The following is a 21918-nucleotide window of genomic DNA, read 5'->3' as shown; positions in this document are numbered from 1 at the left end:
TAACTATCGATATTTGGTCGCGAGAGCGGGAACGCCGGTTCAAGTCGCTGATTGTCAGGGCCAGGAGTCGCGGCTAATGACGGCCGGCGACGCTTTGTCCGCGGGAAAAATCCAATGTCCGTTCAAATGGTTTTGCTGCCAGTCTTCGTGCAGATAGGGCTCACCTTCGCGCTCCTGATCGGCATGGTGTTCGGGCGCCGCCAAGCGCTGGTCTCGGGCGAGACCAAGAGCCGCGACATTGCGCTCGGCGAGCCGAACTGGCCGAAGGGCGCCACACAAATCGCCAATTGCTACCGCAACCAGTTCGAGCTGCCGGTGCTGTTCTACGCCCTGATCGCACTGGCGCTGCCGCTCCGCCATGCCGACCTCTTCATCGTGCTGATGTCCTGGGTGTTCGTGGTGACGCGCTTTGCCCATGCCGGCATCTTCGTCACCGAGAACAATCTCGGCCGGCGCTCCTCGGTCTGGCTCGCCGGCGTGCTGGTGCTGCTGGCGATGTGGATCTACTTCGCACTGAAAATTCTGTTGCTGATCTGAGCGCTTATGCGCTGATCCTGATCTGAAAGATTCAAATGACTCCTGCTGCCCGACTGTCCGCGGCCATCGAACTGATCGACACCATCGAGAAAGACCGCGTGCCTGCGGCCAAGGCGCTGAAGGAGTGGGGCACCGCGCACCGCTTTGCCGGCTCCGGCGACCGTGCGGCGATCGCCGGCCTGGTCTGGGACGTGCTGCGCCGCTATTCCTCGAGTGCGTTCCTCATGGATGCCGACACTGCACGCGCGCGGCTGATCGGCATGCTCCGCCTCGAGCGCGAGATGGACACCGCCACCATGGCCGCGATGTTCGACGGCAGCCGGTTTGCACCCGAGCCGCTGACGGACGCCGAGCAGGCGGCGCTTGCCTCGCGGTCCCTGAAGGGCGCGCCTGCGGCGATCGCCGGCGACTATCCGGAATGGCTCGATTCCCATCTGGCCAAAGCGTTCGGCGAGGACCGCGTCGCGGAGGCGGTCGCGATGGCGAGCCGGGCGCCGCTGGACCTGCGCGTCAACACGCTAAAATCCAATCGCGACAAGGTGCTGAAGGCGTTGGCTCATCTTCATGCGAAACCGACACCTTGGTCGGCAAACGGCCTGCGCATCGCGCTTTCGGCCGATGCGCGCAATCCGGGCATCCAGGCGGAAGAGGATTTCATCAAGGGCGGCATTGAAGTGCAGGATGAGGGATCGCAGCTTGCGGCTCTCTTCACCGCGGCAAAACCTGGTGAGCAGGTGATCGACCTCTGTGCAGGAGCCGGCGGCAAGACGCTGCCGCTGGCCGCGATGATGCAGGGCAAGGGCCGGCTGATCGCGACCGACAGCGACAAGCGCCAGCTTGCGCCTATTCACGAACGCCTGTCGCGCGCCGGCGTCCACAATGCCGACGTCCGCACGCCGAAGGGCGATACCGATCCGCTGGCCGACATCCGCGCCTCTGCTGATCTGGTCGTCATCGACGCGCCCTGCACGGGAACCGGCACCTGGCGCCGCAATCCCGACGCCAAATGGCGCATGCGCCCGGGCGCGCTGGAGATCCGCCTCAAGGACCAGGCCGAGGTGCTGGACCGCGCCGCGCCGCTGGTGCAGGCGGGCGGCCGCATCGCCTACATCACCTGCTCGGTGCTGCCGGAGGAGAACGGCGAGCAGGTGAGGGCGTTCGTCGGTCGCAATCCCGAATTCGCAGTGGTGCCGCCGGAGCAGATCGCGAGCGTGCTCTGGGACAAGGCCGAAGCGTTTGCGCAGGCCGCACGTCAGTCGGACGAAGGCTGGCTGATGACCCCGCGCCGCACGGGGACGGATGGGTTCTTCGTGTCGGTGCTGAAGAAGGCTTCGTAGGGTGGGCAAAGGCGCGGTGCCGAAGAAGACGTAGCTCGCGTAGGGTGGGCAAAGCGAAGCGTGCCCACCAACTCTTTCGCCACGCATGAATGGCTCGATGGTGGGCACGGCGCGCAAGAGCGCGCCTTTGCCCACCCTACGGCATCGCGGGTGAGGCGGCGCCGTTCCCAAACAAAAACCCCGCCACCGAGATCTCGGTGGCGGGGCTTCTGTAATCCTACGATCTGCCGGTACGTCCGTGGTCAGATCGCGAATTGCGCGGTCAACTAGCCGGCGCGGAGGTTGTCAGCCGAGGACTTGCCGCTGCGGCGGTCCGCGACGATGTCGAACGAAACCTTCTGGCCCTCGTTGAGGGTGCTCAGACCAGCGCGCTCAACGGCGCTGATGTGAACGAAAACGTCCTTGTCGCCGTTGTCCGGCTGGATGAAGCCGAAGCCCTTTTGGTTGTTGAACCACTTCACGGTGCCCATTGCCATAGTCTCATTTCCTTTCAGAGGATGCATTCAGGGGGACATGTGTCCCGATTGGTCGATTTTGGAGAAATACCTGAAACGTGCTCACCCATTGGAAATGAGTCGGAGCGGCCCAGTCGTTCGGCCAAGGATCGATGATCACAATGTAGCGAATTATTGGGGCAAGTTCAAGGCGCCACGCGCTCGTGGCGAGCCCCGCTGGATTTGCTATTTTGCGCTGCAAAAAATGGTGTCGAAGGCCAAATCAATCCACGATAAACAGCGTCGCGCCGACAGTCGTCGAGGAGCGATGCGCGGCATCGCCGAAATCCGAGACCTGGTAGCTCATCCCCGGCGTCAGCTTGAATTTGCGCCCGTCACGCAGCTCGCTGTCGAGTTCGCCTTGCACCACGTAGATCACGTGGCCGCGGTCGCACCAATGATCGGCGAGATAGCCCGGCGAATACTCGACCATCCGCACCCGGAGATCGCCGATGTTGAGCGTCCGCCACAGCGCCTGCCCAGTCTCGCCCGGATGCGTGGTCGCCTCGACCTTGCTCCAGTCGGTGACGGTGAAGGGGGAGGCGGGGAGCTTCATGGTGGTGATCCTGTGTCAGAGCCGGCGGTGCCGTTGTTAGCGTATGCTTCCGCCGCGGTCCTCATTTTTGCTAGTGCGTCAGTGCACAATCGGCCGGCACCTGCGTCCTGCTTGCGATGATGACCCAGACCAGCAGGGCGGCGGCGCTGATGCCGGCGCCGAGCATGCAGACGCCACTCCAGCCGGCCATCGCATACACCATCGTCGACGCGATCGCGCCGACCGCGCTTCCGATCGAGTAGAACACCATGTAGCCCCCGACCAGCCGGCTCGCCGCATCGGGTCGCGCAGCGACGATCAAGCTCTGGCTCGTCACGTGCACGGCCTGGAGTCCGAAATCCAGCATGATCACGCCGGCAACGACGAACCAGAGCGAGGACTGCAGGCAGGCGATCGGAGCCCAGGCGGCGAGCATCAGCATCAACGACAGTCCCGTGGTGCGCTGGCCCCATCCGAGATCGGCAAGGCGCCCGGCATGGCGCGCCGCGAGCGCTCCGGCGAATCCGGCGATGCCGAGCAATCCGATCGTGGTGTGCGACAGCGCCAGGGGAGGCGCCGCGAGCGGCAGCACGATCGACGTCCAGAACACGTTGAGATCGGCGAAGATCAGAAACGCAAACAGCGCACGCTCGCGCAGGATCGGCTCGTCGACGAACAGCGTCGCCGTCGAGCGCAGCAGCGACAGATAGGAGGATCCCGCCGACGCCGATGGCCGGCCGCGCGGCAGCACGCGCAGGAGCAGGGCGGCCATGGCGAGCATGAGGCCGGCCGAGATGAGGTAGACCAAGCGCCAGCCGCCGATATCGGCCAGCGCGCCTGAGGCGAACCGCGCCAGCAGGATTCCCGCGACGACGCCGCTGGTGACGGTGCCGATGGCGCGCCCGCGCTCGGCCGGCGTCGCCAGCGTCGCGGCAAAGGCGACGAGGACCTGGACGACGACGGCCAGCACGCCCACCAGCGCCATTCCCGCGAGCAGCACGGCTGCGTGCGTCGCCGTGCCGACGATGACGAGACCGATCGCCGACAGCACGGTCTGGCCGACGATCAGGCGGCGGCGATCCCAGAGGTCGCCGAGCGGCACGATCAGGATCAGGCCGAACGCGTAGCCGATCTGGGTGAACGTCACCACCATGCCGATCGCGGCGGGCGCGATGCCGAGATCCTGCGCCATCGCATCGAGCAGCGGCTGCGCGAAGTAGATATTGGCCACGCTCAGCCCGCAGGTCAGCGCGAACAGCAGTGCCATCGCGGGGGAGAGCCCGCGCCCGGCCGAGTCGCTGGTCATGTCGGCGGCTTTGTTGGTGATCTTGGGCGGTCGAGCTGTCGCGGTGGCGTCATTCGTCATTGTGGTCTCCGGCGCATCCAAGCTGGTTCTAAAATAAGACCAGTTGCGCAAGGCGCTGTCTAGTCCTATTTTTGAACCAGTTTGGAGGGGAACAGCGAATGAAGCGGAGCGGTTTTGCCGAGGCTGAGTGCCCGGTGGCGCGCGCACTCGATGCTATCGGGGACGTGTGGTCGCTGCTGATCGTGCGCGATGCCTTCGATGGCTTGCGCCGGTTCGGCGATTTCCAGAAGAACCTCGGCATTGCCAAGGGCATGCTCAGTGCGCGTTTGCGCAGGCTGGTGGAACTCGGCGTGCTCGAACCGGTCCCGGCCTCCGATGGCAGCGCCTATCAGGAATATGCGCTGACGAAGAAGGGACGCGACCTGTTTCCGGTCGTCGTCTCCTTGCGCCAATGGGGCGAGGCGAATCTCTACGCCCGGGGCGAAGCGCATTCCGACCTGGTCGACGAGGCAGGCCTGCCGGTCGGGAAGCTCGTGCTTCCGTCGCGGGCCGGCCGGCCGCTGGCATGGTCCGAGACCAGGGTGAGGAAATCAGGCGCGCGCAAGCGCTGAAGTCGCCGCCGCGCTGCTATCCAAATTAGGTCAATAAGACTTACCTATATCCATTTGCCCATGCCCAAAGAAGAATGTGGGTGCGTGCCCCGCGCGGTTGCGGGAAAAGCCCCCGTCGCGTATCTGCTTGCCATGACAGCAGCACAGAACCGCGAGTCGTCGACGCCCTCATTGGCCTCGGCGCATGACAAGATTCTCATCGTCGATTTCGGCAGCCAGGTGACGCAGCTGATCGCGCGTCGTGTCCGCGAGGACGGCGTCTATTGCGAGATCGTCCCGTTCAACAAGGCCGAAGAGGCCTTCAGGGAGATGAAGCCGAAGGCGGTGATCCTCTCCGGCGGCCCGGAATCGGTGCACGAGGCCGGCTCGCCCCGCGCCCCGCAATTGATCTTCGCCTCCGGCGTGCCCGTGATGGGCATCTGCTACGGCCAGATGGCGATGGCGGAGCAGCTTGGCGGCACCGTCGAGGGCGGTCATCACCGCGAATTCGGCCGCGCCGATGTCGAGGTCAAGGCGCCGAGCAAGCTGTTCGAGGACGTCTGGTCGCCCGGCGGCAAGAACCAGGTCTGGATGAGCCATGGCGACCGCATCACAAAAATGCCGCCGGGCTTCTCGGTGGCCGGCACCTCGCCGAACGCACCGTTCGCGATCATCCAGGACGAGACGCGCAAATATTACGGCCTGATGTTCCACCCTGAAGTGGTGCACACCCCCGACGGCGCAAAACTGATCCGCAATTTCGTCCGCAAGATCGCCGGCCTGTCCGGCGACTGGACCATGCGCGCCTTCCGCGAGGAGGAGATCGCGAAGATCCGCAGCCAGGTCGGCAAAGGCAAGGTGCTCTGCGGCCTGTCCGGCGGCGTCGATTCAGCCGTGGCCGCGGTGCTGATCCACGAAGCCATCGGCGACCAGCTCACCTGCGTGTTCGTCGACCACGGCATGCTCCGCCTTGATGAAGCCAAGACCGTGGTCGATTTGTTCCGCCACCACTACAACATCCCGCTCGTGCACGTAGATGCCTCGAAGCAATTCCTCGGCGAGCTCGAAGGCGTCACAGACCCCGAAAAGAAGCGCAAGACCATCGGCCGCCTCTTCATCGAGGTATTCGAAGCGGAGGCGAAGAAGATCGGCGGCGCCGATTTCCTTGCGCAAGGCACGCTCTATCCCGATGTGATCGAGAGCGTCTCCTTCACCGGCGGCCCTTCGGTGACGATCAAGTCGCACCACAATGTCGGCGGTCTGCCTGAGCGCATGAACATGAAGCTCGTCGAGCCCCTGCGCGAGCTGTTCAAGGACGAGGTGCGCAAGCTCGGCCGAGAGCTGGGCCTCCCCGAAATCTTCGTCGGCCGCCACCCGTTCCCGGGCCCGGGCCTCGCCATCCGCTGCCCCGGCGACATCACCCGCGAAAAACTCGACATCCTGCGCCAGGCCGACGCCGTCTACATCGACCAGATCCGCAAGCACGGCCTCTATGACGACATCTGGCAGGCCTTTGCCGTGCTGCTCCCGGTGAAAACCGTCGGCGTCATGGGCGACGGCCGCACCTACGACTTCGTCGTGGGCCTGCGCGCCGTCACCTCCACCGACGGCATGACCGCAGACTTCTACCAGTTCGACATGAAGTTTCTCGGCGAGACCGCCACGCGCATCATCAACGAGGTGAAGGGCGTGAACCGGGTGGTGTATGACGTGACGAGCAAGCCGCCTGGGACGATTGAGTGGGAGTAGGGCCGAGAGAAGAGTTTTCGCCGTCACTGGCGGAAAAATCAGGTGAAGACGATGGAGATGACGTCTTCCATGAAGGCCGAAACCTTCTTCACGCCGGGCCTGTATTTTGATGGGTGCCCGCATCTGTTTCGCAGGTCCAAGGCCTCCTCCAGCGTGTCCTTTTCGCTCTTGTCGATGATGCCAAGCTCACGCGCGGCCAATAGCTGGATGCTTTCCTTGGTGTACGCGAAGTCGTCCACGGATTTGATCGCTTTGGCCTTCTGATCGTGCTTTTGGACTGCTGCCGCGACAGCCGTTGTGCCCTTCTTCATCATCTCGTGCTGTAGTGTGCGAGCGGCTGCCACCCACACCGATACCACACATGGCCTCAGGGCCCCCACGCTCAGGGACTTCAACGCCTCTCCCAGATACTCGCGAACGTCTACGTCCGTGACCTTGGAGATCGCCGCGCTGAGCGTGCCGACGTCATGCTCCAGTTCGGGGTTGTTTGCGGGCAGGCCCAACAACTCCCGCACATGCTTACGGCCGGATTCCGTTAGTTTCCAAAGACGACTCTTGCCCTGAAGGCCGTTAGTGTCCGCGAGGGCGCCACTCTTGCCTAAAACGTCTGGGACATTGACCTTGGACGCTCCGGGCGCGCGGACTCCGACGAGACGCTTCTTGATGATGTCAGAGGTGAGCGACGCCTGATCTTCGTACTGCTCGCAGTAATAAAGCACGGCCAGCACGCGACTCTCGTGGGTGCCCTTTGTGAGCGGCGCGAGGAACTCAATCAGCGTCATGCGTTAGCCTTCGACCGTGTGTTGGTTCCCTTCTTCACCTTGTAGGTGTTCTTAAGATAAATTTCGCCGTGAACCGTAGGCTTGAATTTTCCTCTCCCTGCGGACATGAAGAGCTGCTTGCCGTCGTCCTTGGCTACACGAAGGGTCATGTCGATTCTCGACGGCACAGTGATGCCGGCGTCAGTCGCTACGCTCTCGATCTCCGCAGCGGTGAAGGGTTCTGAGCCATATTGCTCGAACAAATGGGCCGCCGCCAGCCGCACATTGTCGGCGGGCTTATCGTGGGTGTGTTTGCTGAACAGGCCGCCCTCGCTGCTGTTGCTGTCCGCGTCGCCGTTGTCGTCGCTCGCGATATACTGTTCGGCCTGGCTCGGATCGTTGCCGGATGATGCGTTCTTGGTGGCGTAGGCCTTCAAGAGGCCAAATGCATCGCCCCGGATTTCGATTGGCAGTTTCTCGATGATCTGCCCGATCTCCTGTAAACGCGAGGCGCGTTCTTCAAATTCCTCTTTATTCAATTGTTCCTCCCTTAAAAATGAACAGAAACGATCACGATCGTGCTTTGCCAAACCCAGCGAGGACGACCTCTTCTCCAGTGCGGGTCACGAGCCAAGCCTTTGTGCTATTCTTCTTCTCGCTGTGCTCCATGAAGTGTCCATTCCTCACACAGAGATTCGCCTTGTCATTGATGTTCGGGGGTACCGGCTCTCGCGCAGCGCGGAAACCGCGCTCAAGGTCAGCGGCATTGAACGGCGACGCGCCATCATAATTCTCGAGGAAATAACCGATCGATAGCGTTTTTTGCACACCGTTTGACGGGCCTCGTTCAATCAAGAACTCCTTTAGAGACAGCTTCTTCGGCTCGGTCCCCGGCGAGCGAACTCCGCCGCCGGATTCGAGCTTCAAGACGCGGGCATCGAGGCTTTTGATAGAAGTAAGAATTTCGTCCAATGCGTCCCTAGTTTCGCGGTCCATGAAGATCAGGCTCCCTTCGGCACTCTCGATTCAAGGCGGTCTATGACCGCGTCAATCTCGTGCGCTGGAATCTCGTAGTTGGCCCCACTGCCGGCAATGAGGCCTTCCTCGCGTAGCTTCTTGATAGCGAAATCCACAGTGCCGGGCTTGACCGAGGTCTGCTTCTTGATCTCTTTGCCGGACACTTCGCTGGTTCCGGTTGCTCCCTCGTTTTTCAGAAGCTTCTTCACCACCATGTAGGCGAGAACCTTGTCTTCCTCTTTTAGGGAATTGCCCTTCTTAAAGAACACGGCGTGCGTGTCCCGCTGAATCGTGAGGAGGGATTTCAGTACACCGACAGCGGCGGCTTCGATGTCAAAGGAATTGACGTGTTACCCGGTGTTCAGTTTGGGACGTGTACGGCAGATCATCTGAAGGCGTGATTTCACTGCACGCTTCGTCGAGGGCACGTTTTTAGGGGCTCCGTTTCGGTCGGTTCTGTACCATCATGGTCCATGATGGTATCTGGCGGCGAACCGAACGGAGCATACCTTGTTGACCGATACGGGACTTCAGAAGCTCAAGCCCGGCGAGAAGCTTTACAAGCGCGGCGACCGCGACGGCATGGATGTTGCCGTCCTGCCCTTCAATAGGCGCAAGCAGATTCGGGAAAGGGGTGACCACACCCTCAAGGTGGTGCATTGATGCGCGCCGCGTTGAAAGTGGTGATGGCCGCAATATTTGCCATGCCGGCTGCGGTGGCTCTGGCGAAGTCTCCGGACTGCGCGAGTTGGCCCACGAACATGGCCCTCGTGCACCTCAAGAACGCCGGCCTGATTGATATCCCATCAGTGATCGAGGCGCAGACCAAGGCCGTTCGTCTCGCATCCGAAAAGATCGGCAAAGACCTCCACCAGCAGGTTTACGACATCACGTTTCACACCAAGGATGGCAAGACGATCGAGGTCATCACGAACAGCCGAGCATCAAGCGAGGAATGCTCGATGAGCGCCGTCGACGTCTACGTGGTCTCGAAGAAAATCGGCGGGTCGGCAGAGCAGCCATCTGAGGGCACGACTAAAAAGTGATTCGGCTGCACCGAAAGCTCGAGAACTAGGGCGGAATGACGATTGATGCAAATCGGATCGAGCGCTAGCATCGCGTCATGAACGCCGAACAACGAATTGAGAACTTGGAAGCAGCGCTTGGGGCTAGCCTGCCCGTGGCGTATCGCACCTTCCTGAGGTCACACAGGGAAAAGCCGTCTGGTCCGGTTCAGGTCGTCTCGACCAATCCAGACTACTGGGATGTGAGCTGCATCTTCGAAATCGGCGCCGCTGAAAGTTACCTCCAGCTCGATCATTGTTATGAACTGGTTGGCGACGTCCTTCCCGAAGGGATGTTGCCAGTTGGCGAAGACCAGGGTGGTAACCTCTACCTTTTGGATTGCCGCACGGGTCCGAGCACCGGAGCCGTCTATTGGTGGGATCATGAACAGGAGCTTGGCGAGGATCGCGTGGAGTTGGTCGCGACGAGCTTCCCGGAGTTTCTCGCTGTTCTGGTCCCCGATTCGTAGCGCGTAGGATGGGTTGAGCTCTTCGCGAAACCCATCGCGATCGCAAACGGCGTTGATGGGTATCGCTTCGTTCCACCGATCCTGCGGGCCGCTCGCTCTTGCCGCTCGAGCTCGGATTGAAGCGCCCGGAGTTGCTCGATGTCCTCAACGATCTGGCAGAGTTGCTCACGGTCATTCCCATCGCCGCGTTGGCGCCGGTGCTTGTCCGATGCGAAGAGGCCCTTCGCGACGCCGTGCCGAGTCGCAACGGTTCGGTGCGCGACGCCCATGTGCTGGCGCTGGCCTGGAGTGTCGAAGCCGACGTTTGGACGACGGATCGCGACTTTGCGGGAACCGGAGTCGCGAGCTGGTCGACGCCGAACCTCATGCGAGGGCTTGCTGACGTCGGCGCGGGATAGGGATCATCGCGTGGCCCCCCGGCACAAACGCTGGATCTCCACCGCACGCTCCCATGATACGACACCGGCATCGCACCTCCGGAGCCAGCGTTCATGTCCGTCGCCCCCAACCAGCCGCCTGCAACCCCCGCCGAAACCGACCCCGAAACCCTCGGCTGGATGAAGGGCTTCCCGCCCGCCCCGGACCGCACCATCACCTTCCAGAACGGCTCCTTCCGCAGCTTCCCGGAATTGCGCTGGGCCTGGAGCAATGTCCGCCAGCTGGTGCCGACCGTGAACGTCTGGCGCGGGGCAGGGCCCGCGTCGCCACTGCCGCGTGAGGACCATGACATCGGCGCGTCGGCCTCGATCACCATGGATGGCCGTCCCATGACCTTCGCGCGCATGCTGGAGGAAACCTACACCGACGGCATCGCCGTGCTGCATCGGGGAAAACTGATTTACGAGCGTTATTTCGGTGCGTTGAAGCCGCACAAGCCGCATATCGCGATGTCGGTGACGAAATCGTTCACCGGCGTGCTGGCCGGCATTCTGGTCAACGAGGGCAAGATCGATCCGCAGGCGCCGGTCACCGATTACGTGCCGGAGCTGAAGGCCAGCGCGTTCGGCGATGCGCGCGTGCACGAGGTCATGGATATGACCACGGGGCTCGAATACACCGAAGTCTACACCGACAAGAATTCGCACGTGTGGGGCTTGCGTCGCGCCAACGGCATGGCGCCGATTCCGCCCGGCTATGACGGCCCGACCAATATTTTCGATTTCCTCGTTGCGCAGAAGAAACAGGGCGAGCACGGCAAGGCCTTCGCCTACAAGACCGTCAACACCGACGTGCTTGCCTGGATCTGCCGGCGCGCGAGCGGCATGACGCTGTCTGATCTTCTCTCCGAGCGCATCTGGATGCCCATGGGCGCGGAGGAGGATGCGCATTATCACGTTGACCGCATCGGCACCGAAAGCGGCGGTGGTGGTCTGTCGACGACGTTGCGCGATCTCGCCCGCTTTGGTGAGACCATGCGTAATCACGGCCGCTTCAATGGCCGCCAGATTGTGCCGTCCTCGGTCGTCGAAGACATCGCGCGCGGTGGCGACCCTGAGAAATTCAAGCCGGCCGGCTACGCCACCTTGCCCGGTGGCTCGTACCGGAACCAATGGTGGGTCACGCACAACGCCCACGGCGCCTATATGGCGCGCGGCGTCTATGGCCAGGGCATCTATGTCGATCCCAAGGCCGAGATGGTGATCGCCCGCTACGCCTCGCATCCGGTGGCGGGGAATGCCGCCAACGATCCCGTGACGCTGCCGGCCTACATGGCGCTGGCGAAGCAGCTGATGGTGGGCGGGTAACCGCGCGACTTGGCATCCTCGTAGCCCGGATGGAGCGCAGCGTAATCCGGGGCGAGCCAACCCCATCGCCTTACTGCCCGTGTGGTGAGAATCCCGGATTATGCTGCGCTCCATCCGGGCTACGGATGCATTCGGAACCGCAAGATCGGTCGAGCACGTCACAGCCGTTCGCGCCTAACTGGAGCCGCCACGGAGGAGGGACGATGAAGGCGGCGCTGCAAAACTATCAGGACCGGATGCGACGGGTGCTGGACCATATCGACCGGCATCTCGAAACGGATCTGGACCTGGACACGCTGAGCGGTGTTGCGGCCTTCTCAAAATTTCATTTCCACCGGCAGTTCGCGGCGACCTTCGGGCTCTCCGTGCATCGCTATGTCCAGCTGGCTCGTATGAAGCGCGCTTCCTACTGGCTTGCCTACAGTGACGCCCAAAGCGTCACGGAGATCGCGATTGATGCCGGTTACGATGCCCCGGACGCCTTCGCCCGCGCCTTTCGGCAACGGTTCGGGCAATCGCCGTCGTCGTTCCGCAACTCTCCCGACTGGGAGCCGTGGCTTGCGGCCTTCGGGCCTCTCGACAACGCGAGGAGCAAGCTCATGAAGACTTTTACCACTGATGACGTGACGATACGCGATGTCCCCCCGACGCGGGTGGCGATCATGGAGCACCGGGGCGATCCGGCGACGCTTGGTGCCACCATCCAGCGGTTCATCGCGTGGCGCAGGGCCGCCGGCCTGCACCCCCGGACAAGTCCGACCTTCAATGTCTGGCGGTCCGAGCGGCGTCCTTCCTCGCCTGCCGCTTACAGCACTGACCTCTGTGTCGGGACCGACCAGCCGATCGAGGCGAACGGCGAAGAGATCAAGGCCGGCGAGATCCCCGGCGGGCGCTGCGCGGTGCTGCGCGTCGTCGGTTACACCGACAATCTGGAGCCCGCTGCGCTCTACCTTTATCGCGACTGGCTTCCGGCCAGCGGCGAGGAAGCCCGCGACTTCCCGATCTATTGCCAGCGGCTGAGCTTCTTTCCGGAGGTGCCGGAGCATGAGACGGTTGCGGACGTGTTTCTGCCGCTGAAATAGTGCCGTCTGACGACGGCCTGCCACTCAGCTGGCCTTACGCGACGCTTCCCCTTGCTCCAGGGTACGCCGCTCGCGGCGGAACGCCTCGGCGATTGCGTTCGACACGGCCCTGATGCGCGCCGCGCGCCGCATGTCCTGATGCGTGATCAGCCACACCGGGCGTCGTGCCGGCGCCCGGTCGGGCCAGACGCGGACGAGGTCGGGCGCGACATCGCCGAGAAAGCAGACGGCTTCAGCGATGCCGCCGTGGCTCGCAGCGGTACGCAACTGGACGAACGGGCTGTCGCAGCGAAGCGCGATCCGCGCGCCTTCAAGCTGCTCGCCCATGAAAAACGGGCCCATCGCGGCCGGCGCGCCGGTGAAGGTGATCAGGTCGTAATCCGCCAAGCCCTGGCCCTGTTTCGGAACGCCCTTGCTCGCCAGATAGCGTTTCGAGGCGTAGAGCGAGAAGGCGATGTCGCCGAGCTTGCGGCAGATCAGGTCCGACGCCTGCGGCCGCGCAAACCTGACGGCAAGGTCGGCCTCGCGCCGCGCAATGTCGAGCGTGCGGACGCCGATGATGAGATCGACCCGCAGCTCCGGATGAGTCTTGCGCAGCGCTGCAATTGCGGGGGCGACCAGCTGATAGGCGAGTGCTTCGGTGGTGGTGACGCGGACCGTGCCCTTCAACAGCGCGTCGTGCCCGGCGACGATGCGCTCAAGATCGGTGGCAGCGCTCTCCATCGCCGTGCATTGGCGCAAAATGGCTTCGCCGGCCGACGTCGTCACGAAGCCGTCCGGGCTCCGGTTCAGAAGGGTCACGCCGAGCTGTTTCTCGAGCAGCGCAATCCGCCGCCCGACCGTGACATGACCAACACCAAGCGTGCGCGCCGCCGCCGACAGGCTGCCGGCGCGCGACACGGCGAGGAAAAAGCGGATGTCGTCCCACTGCCAGTCCATGCGCAACCCCTGTTCATTTCCGAACAACATATGTGAACAAATCGACCATACAAGCAGCGCTCCCAGCTTCTATGTGAACCGGGCGCCGCCCAAGTGGCCGCAATCGACGTTTCGAACAAGGACGACCGCCATGATCGCCAACACCAGACCGACGGGCGCTCTGCGCAGCGTCGTCGTCGCACTCACGCTCGCTCTCACAGGAGTTTCGCTCATGACCAATCCGACCGCCGCCCAGACTCAAGTGCCGTCGCCAGCCGTGACTGGTGTGCTCGTCATGCTCACGGTGAAGGCGGGCGTCACCCGCGAACAGGTCATGGCGGTGATGCCGGCTGAAATTCGCGCGACCGTGCAGCTCTATCTCGGTGGCAAAATCCGCGAATGGTATTCGCGCGGCGACGGTCGTGGAGTCGTCCTCTTGCTGAATACGAAGGACGTCGCGGAAGCGGAAGCCATCATGGATGGACTGCCACTCGGCAAGGAGCACCTGATGGATCACGACTACATCCCTGTCGGTCCGCTTCAGCCGCTCGGTCTGCTCATGGCCAATCCGACTGCAATGAAGGAGGCCAAGTGATGTCGAGAGAAGTGATGTCGAGAGAGGCGACCCTGTCCCGACGCGACATGCTCTGGGCGGCGAGTGCGTTCACCGCAAGTGTTGCATTCGCGCAACCGTCACGCGTAGCCGCGGCCGAGCCGGCCGGCGCAAACGCCGATCCGTCCTCCTGGGTCGATCCAGCGATGCCTGAGGTGAGGCATCGCATGATCGAGACCAACGGCATCCGGCTGCACGTGGCCGAGCAGGGCGAAGGTCCGCTCGTCATTCTCTGCCACGGCTTTCCCGAGTGCTGGTATTCCTGGCGGCATCAACTCGGGGCACTCGCGAAAGCCGGATTCCATGCCGTTGCGCCGGACCTGCGCGGCTATGGCCGCAGCGACCGTCCGGAGGAGGTGGAGAAGTACACGATCCTCCACGACATCGGCGACATCGTCGGTCTTGTCGATGTCCTGGGCGCGAAACAGGCGGTGGTCGCCGGCCACGACATCGGGGCGGCCATCGCGTGGCAGGCCGCGTTGCTGCGGCCCGACCGCTTCAGCGCCGTGATTGCCATGAGCCCGCCGTTCCGGCCGCGCGCGTTCGGCGACAGCGCTGCGCCGCCGACCACGTTGATGCCGCGCAACGAGGATGCGGTGTTCTACCAGCTCTTCCTTCAGACGCCTGAAGCCGAAGCCGGGCTCGGCCGCGATCTTCGCCGCACCTTCCGCTCCCAGCTCTACCTGCAATCCGGCGACCGGCCGGCGTCGGCCGCCGGCGGATTTGCGGCGGGCATGGTGCCGCGAAAGGGGAACGTGCTGGCCGATCCGCCGTCGCTGCCGCCCTGGATCACGGAGGCCGACGTCGATGTCTATGTCGAGGCCTATGCGCGGAGCGGATTCCACGGACCGCTCGCCTGGTGGCGCAATGTCGACCGCGGTTGGGAGCTGATGGCCGCCTTCAACGGGGCGAAGGTCACCGTGCCCGCGCTCTATCTCGTCGGCGACCGCGATTTCGTCGCCGCCGCGTTTCGCGAGGACATCGCGAAGCAGACTGCATTCGTTCCAAAACTTCGGCCCCCGGTCGTGTTGCGCGACTGCGGACACTGGACCCAGCAGGAACGCGCGCCCGAGGTCAACACCGCCATGATCGATTTCCTGCGGAGCGTGTAGCGGGCGCGGGCCGTCCTATCGTCCAAGCGCCATCGCGATCCGCGCCGCGAGTAGCTTGACGATGAGGCCCGAAGGAAAGCTCCGCGAACTCGGAACGTCGTCGGGGAGGACGACGCCGTCCGGCTTGGATTTTGTGCAAATCCGGTACTGGAGCGGCGGCAGCTCTCCGTGCAAGCGCGCACGGTAGGCCGAGACCCAGTGCGGGCCTCGGTCGAAATTCACAAACATCGCCGAGTTGCAGCAGGTCGCGACAACCCGGTTTGTCGGCGAAGTGTCCTTGAGCTTGTAGGGCTTCAGCAGCTCGGCCCCCTCCGAGCATTCGAACCGGTCTTTCCGATAGAGGCTGTAGGCGGTCCCGCTATCGGGATCGCGCACAGCGCTGGCGTTGGGCAAAGCTTCGATCTGCGCCGCCCCCTTACGGCAGTCGCCGCAATAACAGACCGCACTGACGATCGGTGCGCCGAACGCCTTGAGTTGGACGCGGCCGCAGGCGCATGTCGCGGTCATGATGGGAGCGTGCGTCATTTTCAATCCCGCGCCATTTTCTCGAACTTCTTCACCAGCCGCTCCCGCTTCAGCCGCGACAGCCGCTGGATCCAGAACATACCATCGAGCTGATCGATCTCGTGCTGATGACAGACGGCGCGCAAGCCGTCTGATTCCTCAGTGTGCGCGTTGCCGTCGAGATCCTGATAGCTGATCCGCACGCGGGCGTGGCGCTGCACCTCGTCGGTGACCCCAGGCATCGAGACGCTGCCTTCGCGGTGCATGATCAATTCGGGCGAGGCCCATTCGATTTCCGGATTGACGTAGGTCCGCGCGCCATCCTTGGCGTCGAGTTCGAGCACCACGACACGCAAGGGCACGCCGATATGCGGCGCGGTGATGCCGATGCCGGGCGCGGCGCGCATCGTCTCGAGCAGGTCCGCTGCGAGCTCACGCAAGGCGTCGTCGAATGCGGTGGCGGGGCGAGCGGGGACCGAGAGGCGGCGGTCAGGATACCGGAGGAGGGGACGAATGGTCATGCAACCTCCTACCACTCACGGATGGTTGAAGCATCCCGTTCTTGACGCCCTACCAACTGGAAGGTAGTTAACGTGCATGACCAACGTTTCCTCGACCGCCGACGATATTCTCGCCTGCGCTCGCACCCTGATCATTGCGGGCGGCTATAACGGCTTCAGCTATGCTGACGTGGCCGAAGTCGTCGGCATACGCAAGCCGAGCATCCACCACCATTTCGCCAGCAAGGTCGATCTGGTCCGCACCCTCGTGTCGCGATATCGCGAGGACGCGGAGGCGGGACTGGCAGCACTCGAGCGCAATATCCCTGATGCGCGCGACCAGCTCAAAAGCTATGTCGGGTATTGGGAGGCGTGCATCTCCGACGCGACGGCTCCTTTCTGTGTCTGTGCGCTGCTGGCCAGCGAGCTTCCGATCCTGCCGGAGGAGGTGGCGCTTGAGGTCCGCGCGCACTTCCGCTCGCTTGCGTCGTGGCTGACTTCGGTGATGGAGCGCGGCAAGCGGAAGGGTCGGCTCAAGCTCTCCGGCACAGCCCGGGTCGAGGCTGAAGGATTCATGGCGACCGTTCACGGCGCGATGCTGTCGGCGCGCGCGTATGGCGATCCAAAAATGTTCCGTGTGATCACCGCACCGCTGCTGGATCGGCTGTCCACCAAGCACTGAGAGACGTCGGCGAGACGGCATCGACGCCCCGGAGGAAAGCCGGGGTGGAGGTGGTCTCGCTGCGCGCAAAACTACCAACTAGTAGGTCAAGGAGACTATCATGGCGCATGATCAATTGAATCTCGTTCGTGCCGATCGCGAGCGTTGGCTGAAATCCTATTACTTCATCCGGGCGGCGTTCTCCGTTGCCTGGGTCGTCGCTGCGTTTGTGCTCGCGCCATCTTCTGCGGTGATCGCCGGCGCCTTGCTCGTGCTCTATCCGGCATGGGACGCCGCGGCCAATCTCGTGGACGCATTGCGCAGCGGTGGGCTCAATCAAAACCGCACGCAGGCTCTGAACGTCCTGGTCAGCCTGGCGACGGCCGTCACGGTCATTGTCGCCTTGCAGACGAGCATGAATTGGGTGCTCGGTGTCTTCGGTGCGTGGGCGATCCTGTCCGGATTGCTCCAGCTCGGAACGGCAATCCGGCGCTGGAAAAGTTTTGGCGCGCAATGGGCCATGGTGCTCAGCGGTGGTCAGTCGGCACTCGCAGGCGGGTTCTTCATCGTCCAGGCTGCGACGCCTGCGGTTCCGTCGATCGCCAATGTCGCGGGCTATGCTGGCGTTGGCGCGCTCTACTTCCTGGTCTCGGCGGTCTGGCTTGCCGTCAGCGAGTGGCGCCAGCGCGCCAGGACGTAGCGCTGCGTCGCTTCCGGTCACGCGTCTGGATAGGGCGTGCCGTCTTTGTGCACGAACCTTCCGTCCGAATTTGCGCTCATCATGTCGATGTCCGAGCAGGTCGTGAGGTCGTCGGGCGAGCGCGAGCCGATCTCGAGATAGACGGCTACCGCGTCCGACCGGTTGATCATGTGATGGCCGTTGCCGCTGCCTTTCGGGAAGGCGGCGCAATCGCCTGCGCGCAGTACGGTTTCGGCGTCTTCCTCGATCAGCACCACCTCGCCTTCGAGTAGGTAGACGAACTCGTCCTCGTGCGAATGCCAGTGGCGCTGGCTCGACCAGTTGCCCGGCGGCAGACGCATGAGATTGACGCCAAAATCGGAAAGGCCTCCGGCATTGCCGAGCCGCTTGCGGATGCGATCGGCGCAAGGAGTATTAAAGGGGGCGGGATAGCCGGAGCCCATCCGGGCCGGCACGGCAACGATCTCGATTTTTGGCATGGGACTATTCCGTTCGTTCGCAGTCGAGGCGAAGGCGCATCTTGTTGGCTTGGAGCATCGACGTCTGGACCACGAACCGCTATTTTCCTGGAACCGGCGTGGGAACTTGGCGGCGTCCGATCTCATACGGGGCTTTGCCGAAATCTGGCCATTGGCAGCGCGCCAGCATCGGCGGCGCGTTCGAAGACTACAACGCTCTGGTCGAAACGGCTATGCTGCATGCCGATAATCTGGGTCGCGGAATCGCTGCAAGTGCTGTCGGACGTTCTCAAACGAAAAGACATCTATAGTTACTTCAGCCGATCGGCGATGGAGAAGGCGCACGTCTATCAGGCGCAGGACCGCGTCTCGGCGGTGGATGTCAGCGACGACCTGACCCGCGTCACCTCCCGGGTGCGAGGCAGCGAGTCCAGGAATTATCGCGTCGACATCCAGTTGGAGTTCGACGGCGGCAGGCTCACCGACATTGAAGGCGATTGCAGTTGTCCGATGGCCCTCAACTGCAAGCATGTCGCCGCGACCCTGCTTGAAGCGCTGAGCGACAAAGAGCCGTCGAAGCTGCCGCCCGCGCCACCCCCACAGGCAGACAAGCCTGCCAAGGTGCAAGCGCCGTCGGCTCCCCCGGTCCTGGGCCTTGAGGTCAACACCTGGATCGACACGGTCGGCCGTGCGGCACGGAGCAGCGATTATGCCGCGGAAGAGAGCCCGCGGTTGCTGTACTGCCTGGTGCCGTCGAGCGACCCGATGCCTTATCTCACGGTGTCCCTGCGATCGGTCCAGCCGCGCAAGGGCGGGGCGTATGCCGACAACTACAGCAGTCCGAGCCCCTACGAGTTCAAGCCGGAGCGAGCACCGAAATATTTTCTCGATGTCGATGTCGACATCATGACGGCGGTGAAGGCTCGCATCCGCGGCTATTCCGACCAGGGGCCGCACACGGAAGAGGTGTTGCGCCGCATCGTTGCGACCGGCCGCGCATTCTGGCGCGACCACAAGCGGGCGCCGCTGAGCTGGGGCGAAGCGCGCGAAGGCAGGATCGAATGGCGCCCGGGGCGCGGCAAGGGCGTTGCACCGAACCTCGTCGTCTCGGGGGCGGTCGCGTTGAATGCTGAACCGCCGGTGTATGTCGACGAAGCCACCGGTGTGATCGGGCCGGTGCAACTTGGCTTGCCGCCTCGGCTCGCCTCCCAGTTCCTGGCTGCACCCTCCATTCCCCGCGCGCAGCTCGAAGAGGTGTCGCGCCGCCTGAGCCAGAAGCTGCCCGAGCTTCACCACGGTCTGCTGCCGGTGCCGCCAACGGCTGCGGTGCTCATCGACGAGGATCCGCGTCCCGTTCTGCGGCTGAAGCTCGGACATGTCGGCGCAAGCTATTATTACTATAACAACAAGAGCGAACGGCCCGGTCCCGCCGGCGTGGCCAGCCTCGGTTTTCGCTACGGTGGGTTCGACATCGATCCAACCCAGAGAGCGAGCCGGCTGGAGCTGTTTCAAGGCGGGCAGGTCTATGCGATCGCACGCCGCCTGGCTAAGGAGAGGCAGGCACGCAAGCGCCTTGCCGACGCGGGTTTCGCCGATGCACGGTCGGTGTATCGGATGCTCGACTTTCGCCATGCCATGGATCTGACGCTGAGCAACCAGCAGGGCTGGTTCGATTTTCTCGCGCTGCACGCCGGGCAATTGCGGTCGGAGGGGTTCGAGATCCTGATCGACCACGATTTTCCGTTCAATCTGGCGGAGTCATCAGGTGATTTCGATGCGGTGCTGGAGTCCAGCGGCATCGACTGGTTCGAATTGTCGCTCGGCATCGAGATCGAAGGCGAGCGACGCGATCTCGCGCCGCTCTTGGCCGCGCTGGTTTCGACACCCGGCTTCAGCCCCGAATTGCTGACGCAGCTCGCGGACAAGGGCGAGCGTTTCCTTCTGCCGCTAGCCGACGGCCGGCACGTTGCGCTGGCTGCCGATCGCTTCCTGCCGCTCGTGCTGGCGCTGCATGGCCTGCACATGAGCGGCGCTTTCGAGGACGCCTCCAGGAAGATCAGACTGTCGCGCGCGGACCTCGTTCCGCTGCTCGGCGTAGAGAACGAGAGCTTCGCCTTTCAGGGAGCCGACAGTCTTCGCCGCCTCGCAGGCCTGCTTCAGGCGCGAGGGTTGACCGCGCCGGAACTGCCGCCGACCTTTCGCGCCACGCTTCGGCCTTATCAGGCGCAGGGTGTGGCATGGCTCGATCTGCTCCGCGAGAGCGGGTTGGGCGGGATCCTCGCCGACGACATGGGGCTGGGCAAGACGGTCCAGATCCTGGCCTTGATCGCGCTGGAGAAAGCGCGAGGTCACCTCGCCAATCCCGTGCTGGTCGTCGCGCCGACCAGCCTGATGACGAATTGGTCCGCCGAGGCGCAGAAGTTCGCGCCGGAGCTGAAGGTGCTGGTCCTGCACGGCGCAGATCGCAAGCACAAGTTTCCTGCCATCGCAGAGCACGATCTGGTCCTGACCACCTATCCGCTGATCGCGCGGGACCGCGAGATTCTGCTGGCGCGGGAGTGGCATATGGCCGTGCTGGATGAGGCGCAGACGGTCAAGAATCCGGATGCCGCCACCACGCGATGGCTGCGCGAGACGAAGGCGCAGCATCGCTTCTGTCTCACGGGCACGCCGATGGAAAATCATCTCGGCGAACTCTGGTCGATCATGAGCTTCGCCAACCCGGGCTATCTCGGCGACAAGGCCGCCTTTTCGCGCCAGTGGCGCACGCCGATCGAAAAGCGCGCCGACAGCGCGCGGACCGCCGCCTTGGCGCAGCGCGTCAAGCCGTTTCTGTTGCGCCGTACCAAGACGGAGGTAGCTACGGACTTGCCCGCCAAGAGCGAAATCGTGGAGGCCATCGCGCTGGAAGGGCCGCAACGCGATCTCTACGATTCGATACGGCTCACGATGTCGCGCAAGGTTCGCGAGGCCATCGCAAAGCGCGGCCTTGCCAAGAGCCACATCGTGGTGCTCGAAGCCCTGCTTCGGATGCGGCAGGCCTGTTGCGATCCGGCGTTGCTGAAGCTGAACGACGGCGTCGAACGGCCGTCGGCCAAGCTCGATCGCCTGATCGACATGGTGGGGGAACTGCTGAGCGAGGGGCGCAAGATCATCATCTTCTCGCAATTCACCTCCATGCTCGATCTGATCCGGAAGCGCCTCGACACGGGAGGCCTGCGCTACAGCATTCTCACCGGTCAAACCAAGGACCGAAAGACGGCGATTGAAGCCTTTCAGGACGGCGCGGCCGAAATCTTCCTGGTCAGTCTGAAGGCTGGCGGTGTCGGCCTCAACCTGACTGCAGCGGATACCGTCATCATCTTCGATCCCTGGTGGAATCCCGCAGTCGAGGAACAGGCGATCGATCGGGCCTATCGGATCGGACAGGACAAGGCCGTTTTCGTTTACAGGCTGGTGGCCACCGGGACGATCGAGGAAAAGATGGACGAGCTCAAAGCCAGAAAGCGCGCGCTCGCCGACGGCCTGTTCGACCGTGACGGCGGGATCGCGGCGGCCCTCACGGAGGGCGATGTGAACGCGTTGTTCGACGCGTAGCCGGGCGCAGGCACGCGCTTCGGGATGATGCGATCGAGGTCTGCGGGATGATGACATATTGCCCGTGTTTTGCCCGACGAGTCAAATCGCTTTCTGGCATTGTGAGCCGCTCGTAAGTCATTGATCCGGCAGCGGCCGGCTACTGTGCATGGGGTTGTTTTCGACGTT

Annotated in this window: 26 protein-coding genes; 15 read left to right on the top strand and 11 right to left on the bottom strand. The window is 63.3% G+C overall.

Annotated elements, in window-relative coordinates:
• Positions 1-114 precede the first annotated feature (114 nt).
• Both UP06_RS03545 and UP06_RS03540 read left to right on the top strand, forming a co-directional pair.
• Positions 115-537: an MAPEG family protein gene (locus tag UP06_RS03545; RefSeq protein ID WP_045000510.1), complete on the top strand. Its 423-nt coding sequence runs from the start codon at positions 115-117 to the stop codon at positions 535-537.
• Between the two features lie 35 nt (positions 538-572).
• The gene (locus UP06_RS03540) at positions 573-1874 is read left to right on the top strand and encodes an RsmB/NOP family class I SAM-dependent RNA methyltransferase (RefSeq protein WP_045000508.1); all 1302 of its coding nucleotides are present in this window, start codon (positions 573-575) and stop codon (positions 1872-1874) included.
• A gap of 266 nt (positions 1875-2140) precedes the next feature.
• Here UP06_RS03540 and UP06_RS03535 read toward each other — a convergent pair whose 3' ends face one another.
• The 3 genes from UP06_RS03535 to UP06_RS03525 all read right to left on the bottom strand — a co-directional run bounded on the left by UP06_RS03535 (position 2141) and on the right by UP06_RS03525 (position 4209).
• The gene (locus UP06_RS03535) at positions 2141-2350 is read right to left on the bottom strand and encodes a cold-shock protein (protein WP_045000506.1); all 210 of its coding nucleotides are present in this window, start codon (positions 2348-2350) and stop codon (positions 2141-2143) included.
• A gap of 241 nt (positions 2351-2591) precedes the next feature.
• Positions 2592-2924 carry a DHCW motif cupin fold protein gene (locus UP06_RS03530; RefSeq protein WP_045000504.1) on the bottom strand — a complete coding sequence of 111 codons (333 nt, stop codon included), beginning with the start codon at positions 2922-2924 and terminating at the stop codon, positions 2592-2594.
• Positions 2925-2994: 70 nt separating this feature from the next.
• Complete coding sequence (locus UP06_RS03525; protein WP_045001134.1) at positions 2995-4209, bottom strand: MFS transporter; 1215 nt, start codon at positions 4207-4209, stop codon at positions 2995-2997.
• A 158-nt stretch (positions 4210-4367) separates the two neighbouring features.
• Here UP06_RS03525 and UP06_RS03520 point away from each other — a divergent pair, with 158 nt between their 5' ends.
• Together UP06_RS03520 and guaA are read left to right on the top strand one after the other, a co-directional pair.
• Positions 4368-4820 carry a winged helix-turn-helix transcriptional regulator gene (locus UP06_RS03520; protein ID WP_045000502.1) on the top strand — a complete coding sequence of 151 codons (453 nt, stop codon included), beginning with the start codon at positions 4368-4370 and terminating at the stop codon, positions 4818-4820.
• 132 nt (positions 4821-4952) lie between these two features.
• On the top strand, positions 4953-6548 hold the full coding sequence (guaA, locus tag UP06_RS03515; RefSeq protein WP_045000500.1) for a glutamine-hydrolyzing GMP synthase: 1596 nt from the start codon (positions 4953-4955) through the stop codon (positions 6546-6548).
• A 38-nt stretch (positions 6549-6586) separates the two neighbouring features.
• Here guaA and UP06_RS03510 read toward each other — a convergent pair whose 3' ends face one another.
• From UP06_RS03510 to UP06_RS03495, 4 genes are read right to left on the bottom strand one after another with little or no spacing between them, the layout of a single operon-like run.
• Positions 6587-7330 (bottom strand): hypothetical protein, encoded by a 744-nt coding sequence (locus UP06_RS03510; protein WP_045000498.1) that lies wholly within the window; start codon positions 7328-7330, stop codon positions 6587-6589.
• Entirely contained in the window at positions 7327-7848 is a 522-nt protein-coding gene (locus tag UP06_RS03505; protein ID WP_045000496.1) for a hypothetical protein, read from the bottom strand. The genes UP06_RS03510 and UP06_RS03505 overlap by 4 nt, the downstream gene beginning before the upstream one ends.
• Before the next feature lie 31 nt (positions 7849-7879).
• Positions 7880-8305, bottom strand: a complete 426-nt coding sequence (locus tag UP06_RS03500) for a hypothetical protein (RefSeq protein ID WP_045000494.1) — start codon at positions 8303-8305, stop codon at positions 7880-7882.
• Between the two features lie 5 nt (positions 8306-8310).
• Entirely contained in the window at positions 8311-8595 is a 285-nt protein-coding gene (locus UP06_RS03495) for a hypothetical protein (protein ID WP_045000492.1), read from the bottom strand.
• Between the two features lie 241 nt (positions 8596-8836).
• On the opposite strand from UP06_RS03495, the gene UP06_RS42645 reads away from it, so the two are divergent.
• The 6 genes from UP06_RS42645 (at position 8837) to UP06_RS03465 (ending at position 12687) form a co-directional block, all read left to right on the top strand.
• Positions 8837-8989: an integrase gene (locus UP06_RS42645; protein ID WP_156162735.1), complete on the top strand. Its 153-nt coding sequence runs from the start codon at positions 8837-8839 to the stop codon at positions 8987-8989.
• Complete coding sequence (locus tag UP06_RS03485) at positions 8989-9372, top strand: hypothetical protein (protein ID WP_045000491.1); 384 nt, start codon at positions 8989-8991, stop codon at positions 9370-9372. Before UP06_RS42645 ends, UP06_RS03485 begins: the two co-directional genes overlap by 1 nt.
• A 77-nt stretch (positions 9373-9449) precedes the next feature.
• Positions 9450-9860, top strand: coding sequence for an SMI1/KNR4 family protein (locus UP06_RS03480; RefSeq protein ID WP_045000489.1), 411 nt, complete (start codon positions 9450-9452; stop codon positions 9858-9860).
• A gap of 116 nt (positions 9861-9976) precedes the next feature.
• Positions 9977-10258, top strand: coding sequence for a PIN domain-containing protein (locus UP06_RS03475; RefSeq protein ID WP_197087111.1), 282 nt, complete (start codon positions 9977-9979; stop codon positions 10256-10258).
• Between the two features lie 93 nt (positions 10259-10351).
• On the top strand, positions 10352-11605 hold the full coding sequence (locus tag UP06_RS03470) for a serine hydrolase domain-containing protein (RefSeq protein WP_045000485.1): 1254 nt from the start codon (positions 10352-10354) through the stop codon (positions 11603-11605).
• A 203-nt stretch (positions 11606-11808) separates the two neighbouring features.
• The gene (locus tag UP06_RS03465; RefSeq protein WP_045000483.1) at positions 11809-12687 is read left to right on the top strand and encodes an AraC family transcriptional regulator; all 879 of its coding nucleotides are present in this window, start codon (positions 11809-11811) and stop codon (positions 12685-12687) included.
• A 24-nt stretch (positions 12688-12711) separates the two neighbouring features.
• Here UP06_RS03465 and UP06_RS03460 read toward each other — a convergent pair whose 3' ends face one another.
• Positions 12712-13626 carry a LysR family transcriptional regulator gene (locus tag UP06_RS03460; protein ID WP_045000481.1) on the bottom strand — a complete coding sequence of 305 codons (915 nt, stop codon included), beginning with the start codon at positions 13624-13626 and terminating at the stop codon, positions 12712-12714.
• Between the two features lie 211 nt (positions 13627-13837).
• Here UP06_RS03460 and UP06_RS03455 point away from each other — a divergent pair, with 211 nt between their 5' ends.
• Together UP06_RS03455 and UP06_RS03450 are read left to right on the top strand one after the other, a co-directional pair.
• The gene (locus UP06_RS03455; RefSeq protein WP_045001130.1) at positions 13838-14200 is read left to right on the top strand and encodes a hypothetical protein; all 363 of its coding nucleotides are present in this window, start codon (positions 13838-13840) and stop codon (positions 14198-14200) included.
• Positions 14200-15330 carry an alpha/beta fold hydrolase gene (locus UP06_RS03450; RefSeq protein ID WP_245305392.1) on the top strand — a complete coding sequence of 377 codons (1131 nt, stop codon included), beginning with the start codon at positions 14200-14202 and terminating at the stop codon, positions 15328-15330. The genes UP06_RS03455 and UP06_RS03450 overlap by 1 nt, the downstream gene beginning before the upstream one ends.
• Before the next feature lie 15 nt (positions 15331-15345).
• Here the strand turns inward: UP06_RS03450 and UP06_RS03445 are convergent, their stop codons facing one another.
• Positions 15346-15855 (bottom strand): GFA family protein, encoded by a 510-nt coding sequence (locus tag UP06_RS03445; RefSeq protein WP_045000479.1) that lies wholly within the window; start codon positions 15853-15855, stop codon positions 15346-15348.
• A 2-nt stretch (positions 15856-15857) separates the two neighbouring features.
• Positions 15858-16355: a peptide deformylase gene (locus UP06_RS03440; protein WP_045000477.1), complete on the bottom strand. Its 498-nt coding sequence runs from the start codon at positions 16353-16355 to the stop codon at positions 15858-15860.
• A 76-nt stretch (positions 16356-16431) separates the two neighbouring features.
• Between UP06_RS03440 and UP06_RS03435 the strand changes: the two genes are divergently transcribed.
• On the top strand, positions 16432-17016 hold the full coding sequence (locus UP06_RS03435; protein WP_045000476.1) for a TetR/AcrR family transcriptional regulator: 585 nt from the start codon (positions 16432-16434) through the stop codon (positions 17014-17016).
• Between the two features lie 100 nt (positions 17017-17116).
• Positions 17117-17695 (top strand): membrane protein, encoded by a 579-nt coding sequence (locus UP06_RS03430; protein ID WP_045000473.1) that lies wholly within the window; start codon positions 17117-17119, stop codon positions 17693-17695.
• A gap of 17 nt (positions 17696-17712) precedes the next feature.
• Here UP06_RS03430 and UP06_RS03425 read toward each other — a convergent pair whose 3' ends face one another.
• On the bottom strand, positions 17713-18174 hold the full coding sequence (locus UP06_RS03425; RefSeq protein WP_045000471.1) for a cupin domain-containing protein: 462 nt from the start codon (positions 18172-18174) through the stop codon (positions 17713-17715).
• Between the two features lie 219 nt (positions 18175-18393).
• On the opposite strand from UP06_RS03425, the gene UP06_RS03420 reads away from it, so the two are divergent.
• Positions 18394-21750: a DEAD/DEAH box helicase gene (locus UP06_RS03420; RefSeq protein WP_050031537.1), complete on the top strand. Its 3357-nt coding sequence runs from the start codon at positions 18394-18396 to the stop codon at positions 21748-21750.
• Positions 21751-21918 lie beyond the last annotated feature (168 nt).

This window comes from Bradyrhizobium sp. LTSP857 (assembly GCF_000938285.1).
Lineage (GTDB): Bacteria > Pseudomonadota > Alphaproteobacteria > Rhizobiales > Xanthobacteraceae > Bradyrhizobium.
Note: the sequence above shows the minus strand (reverse complement) of the source record. Positions and strands in the feature narration are given on the sequence as shown.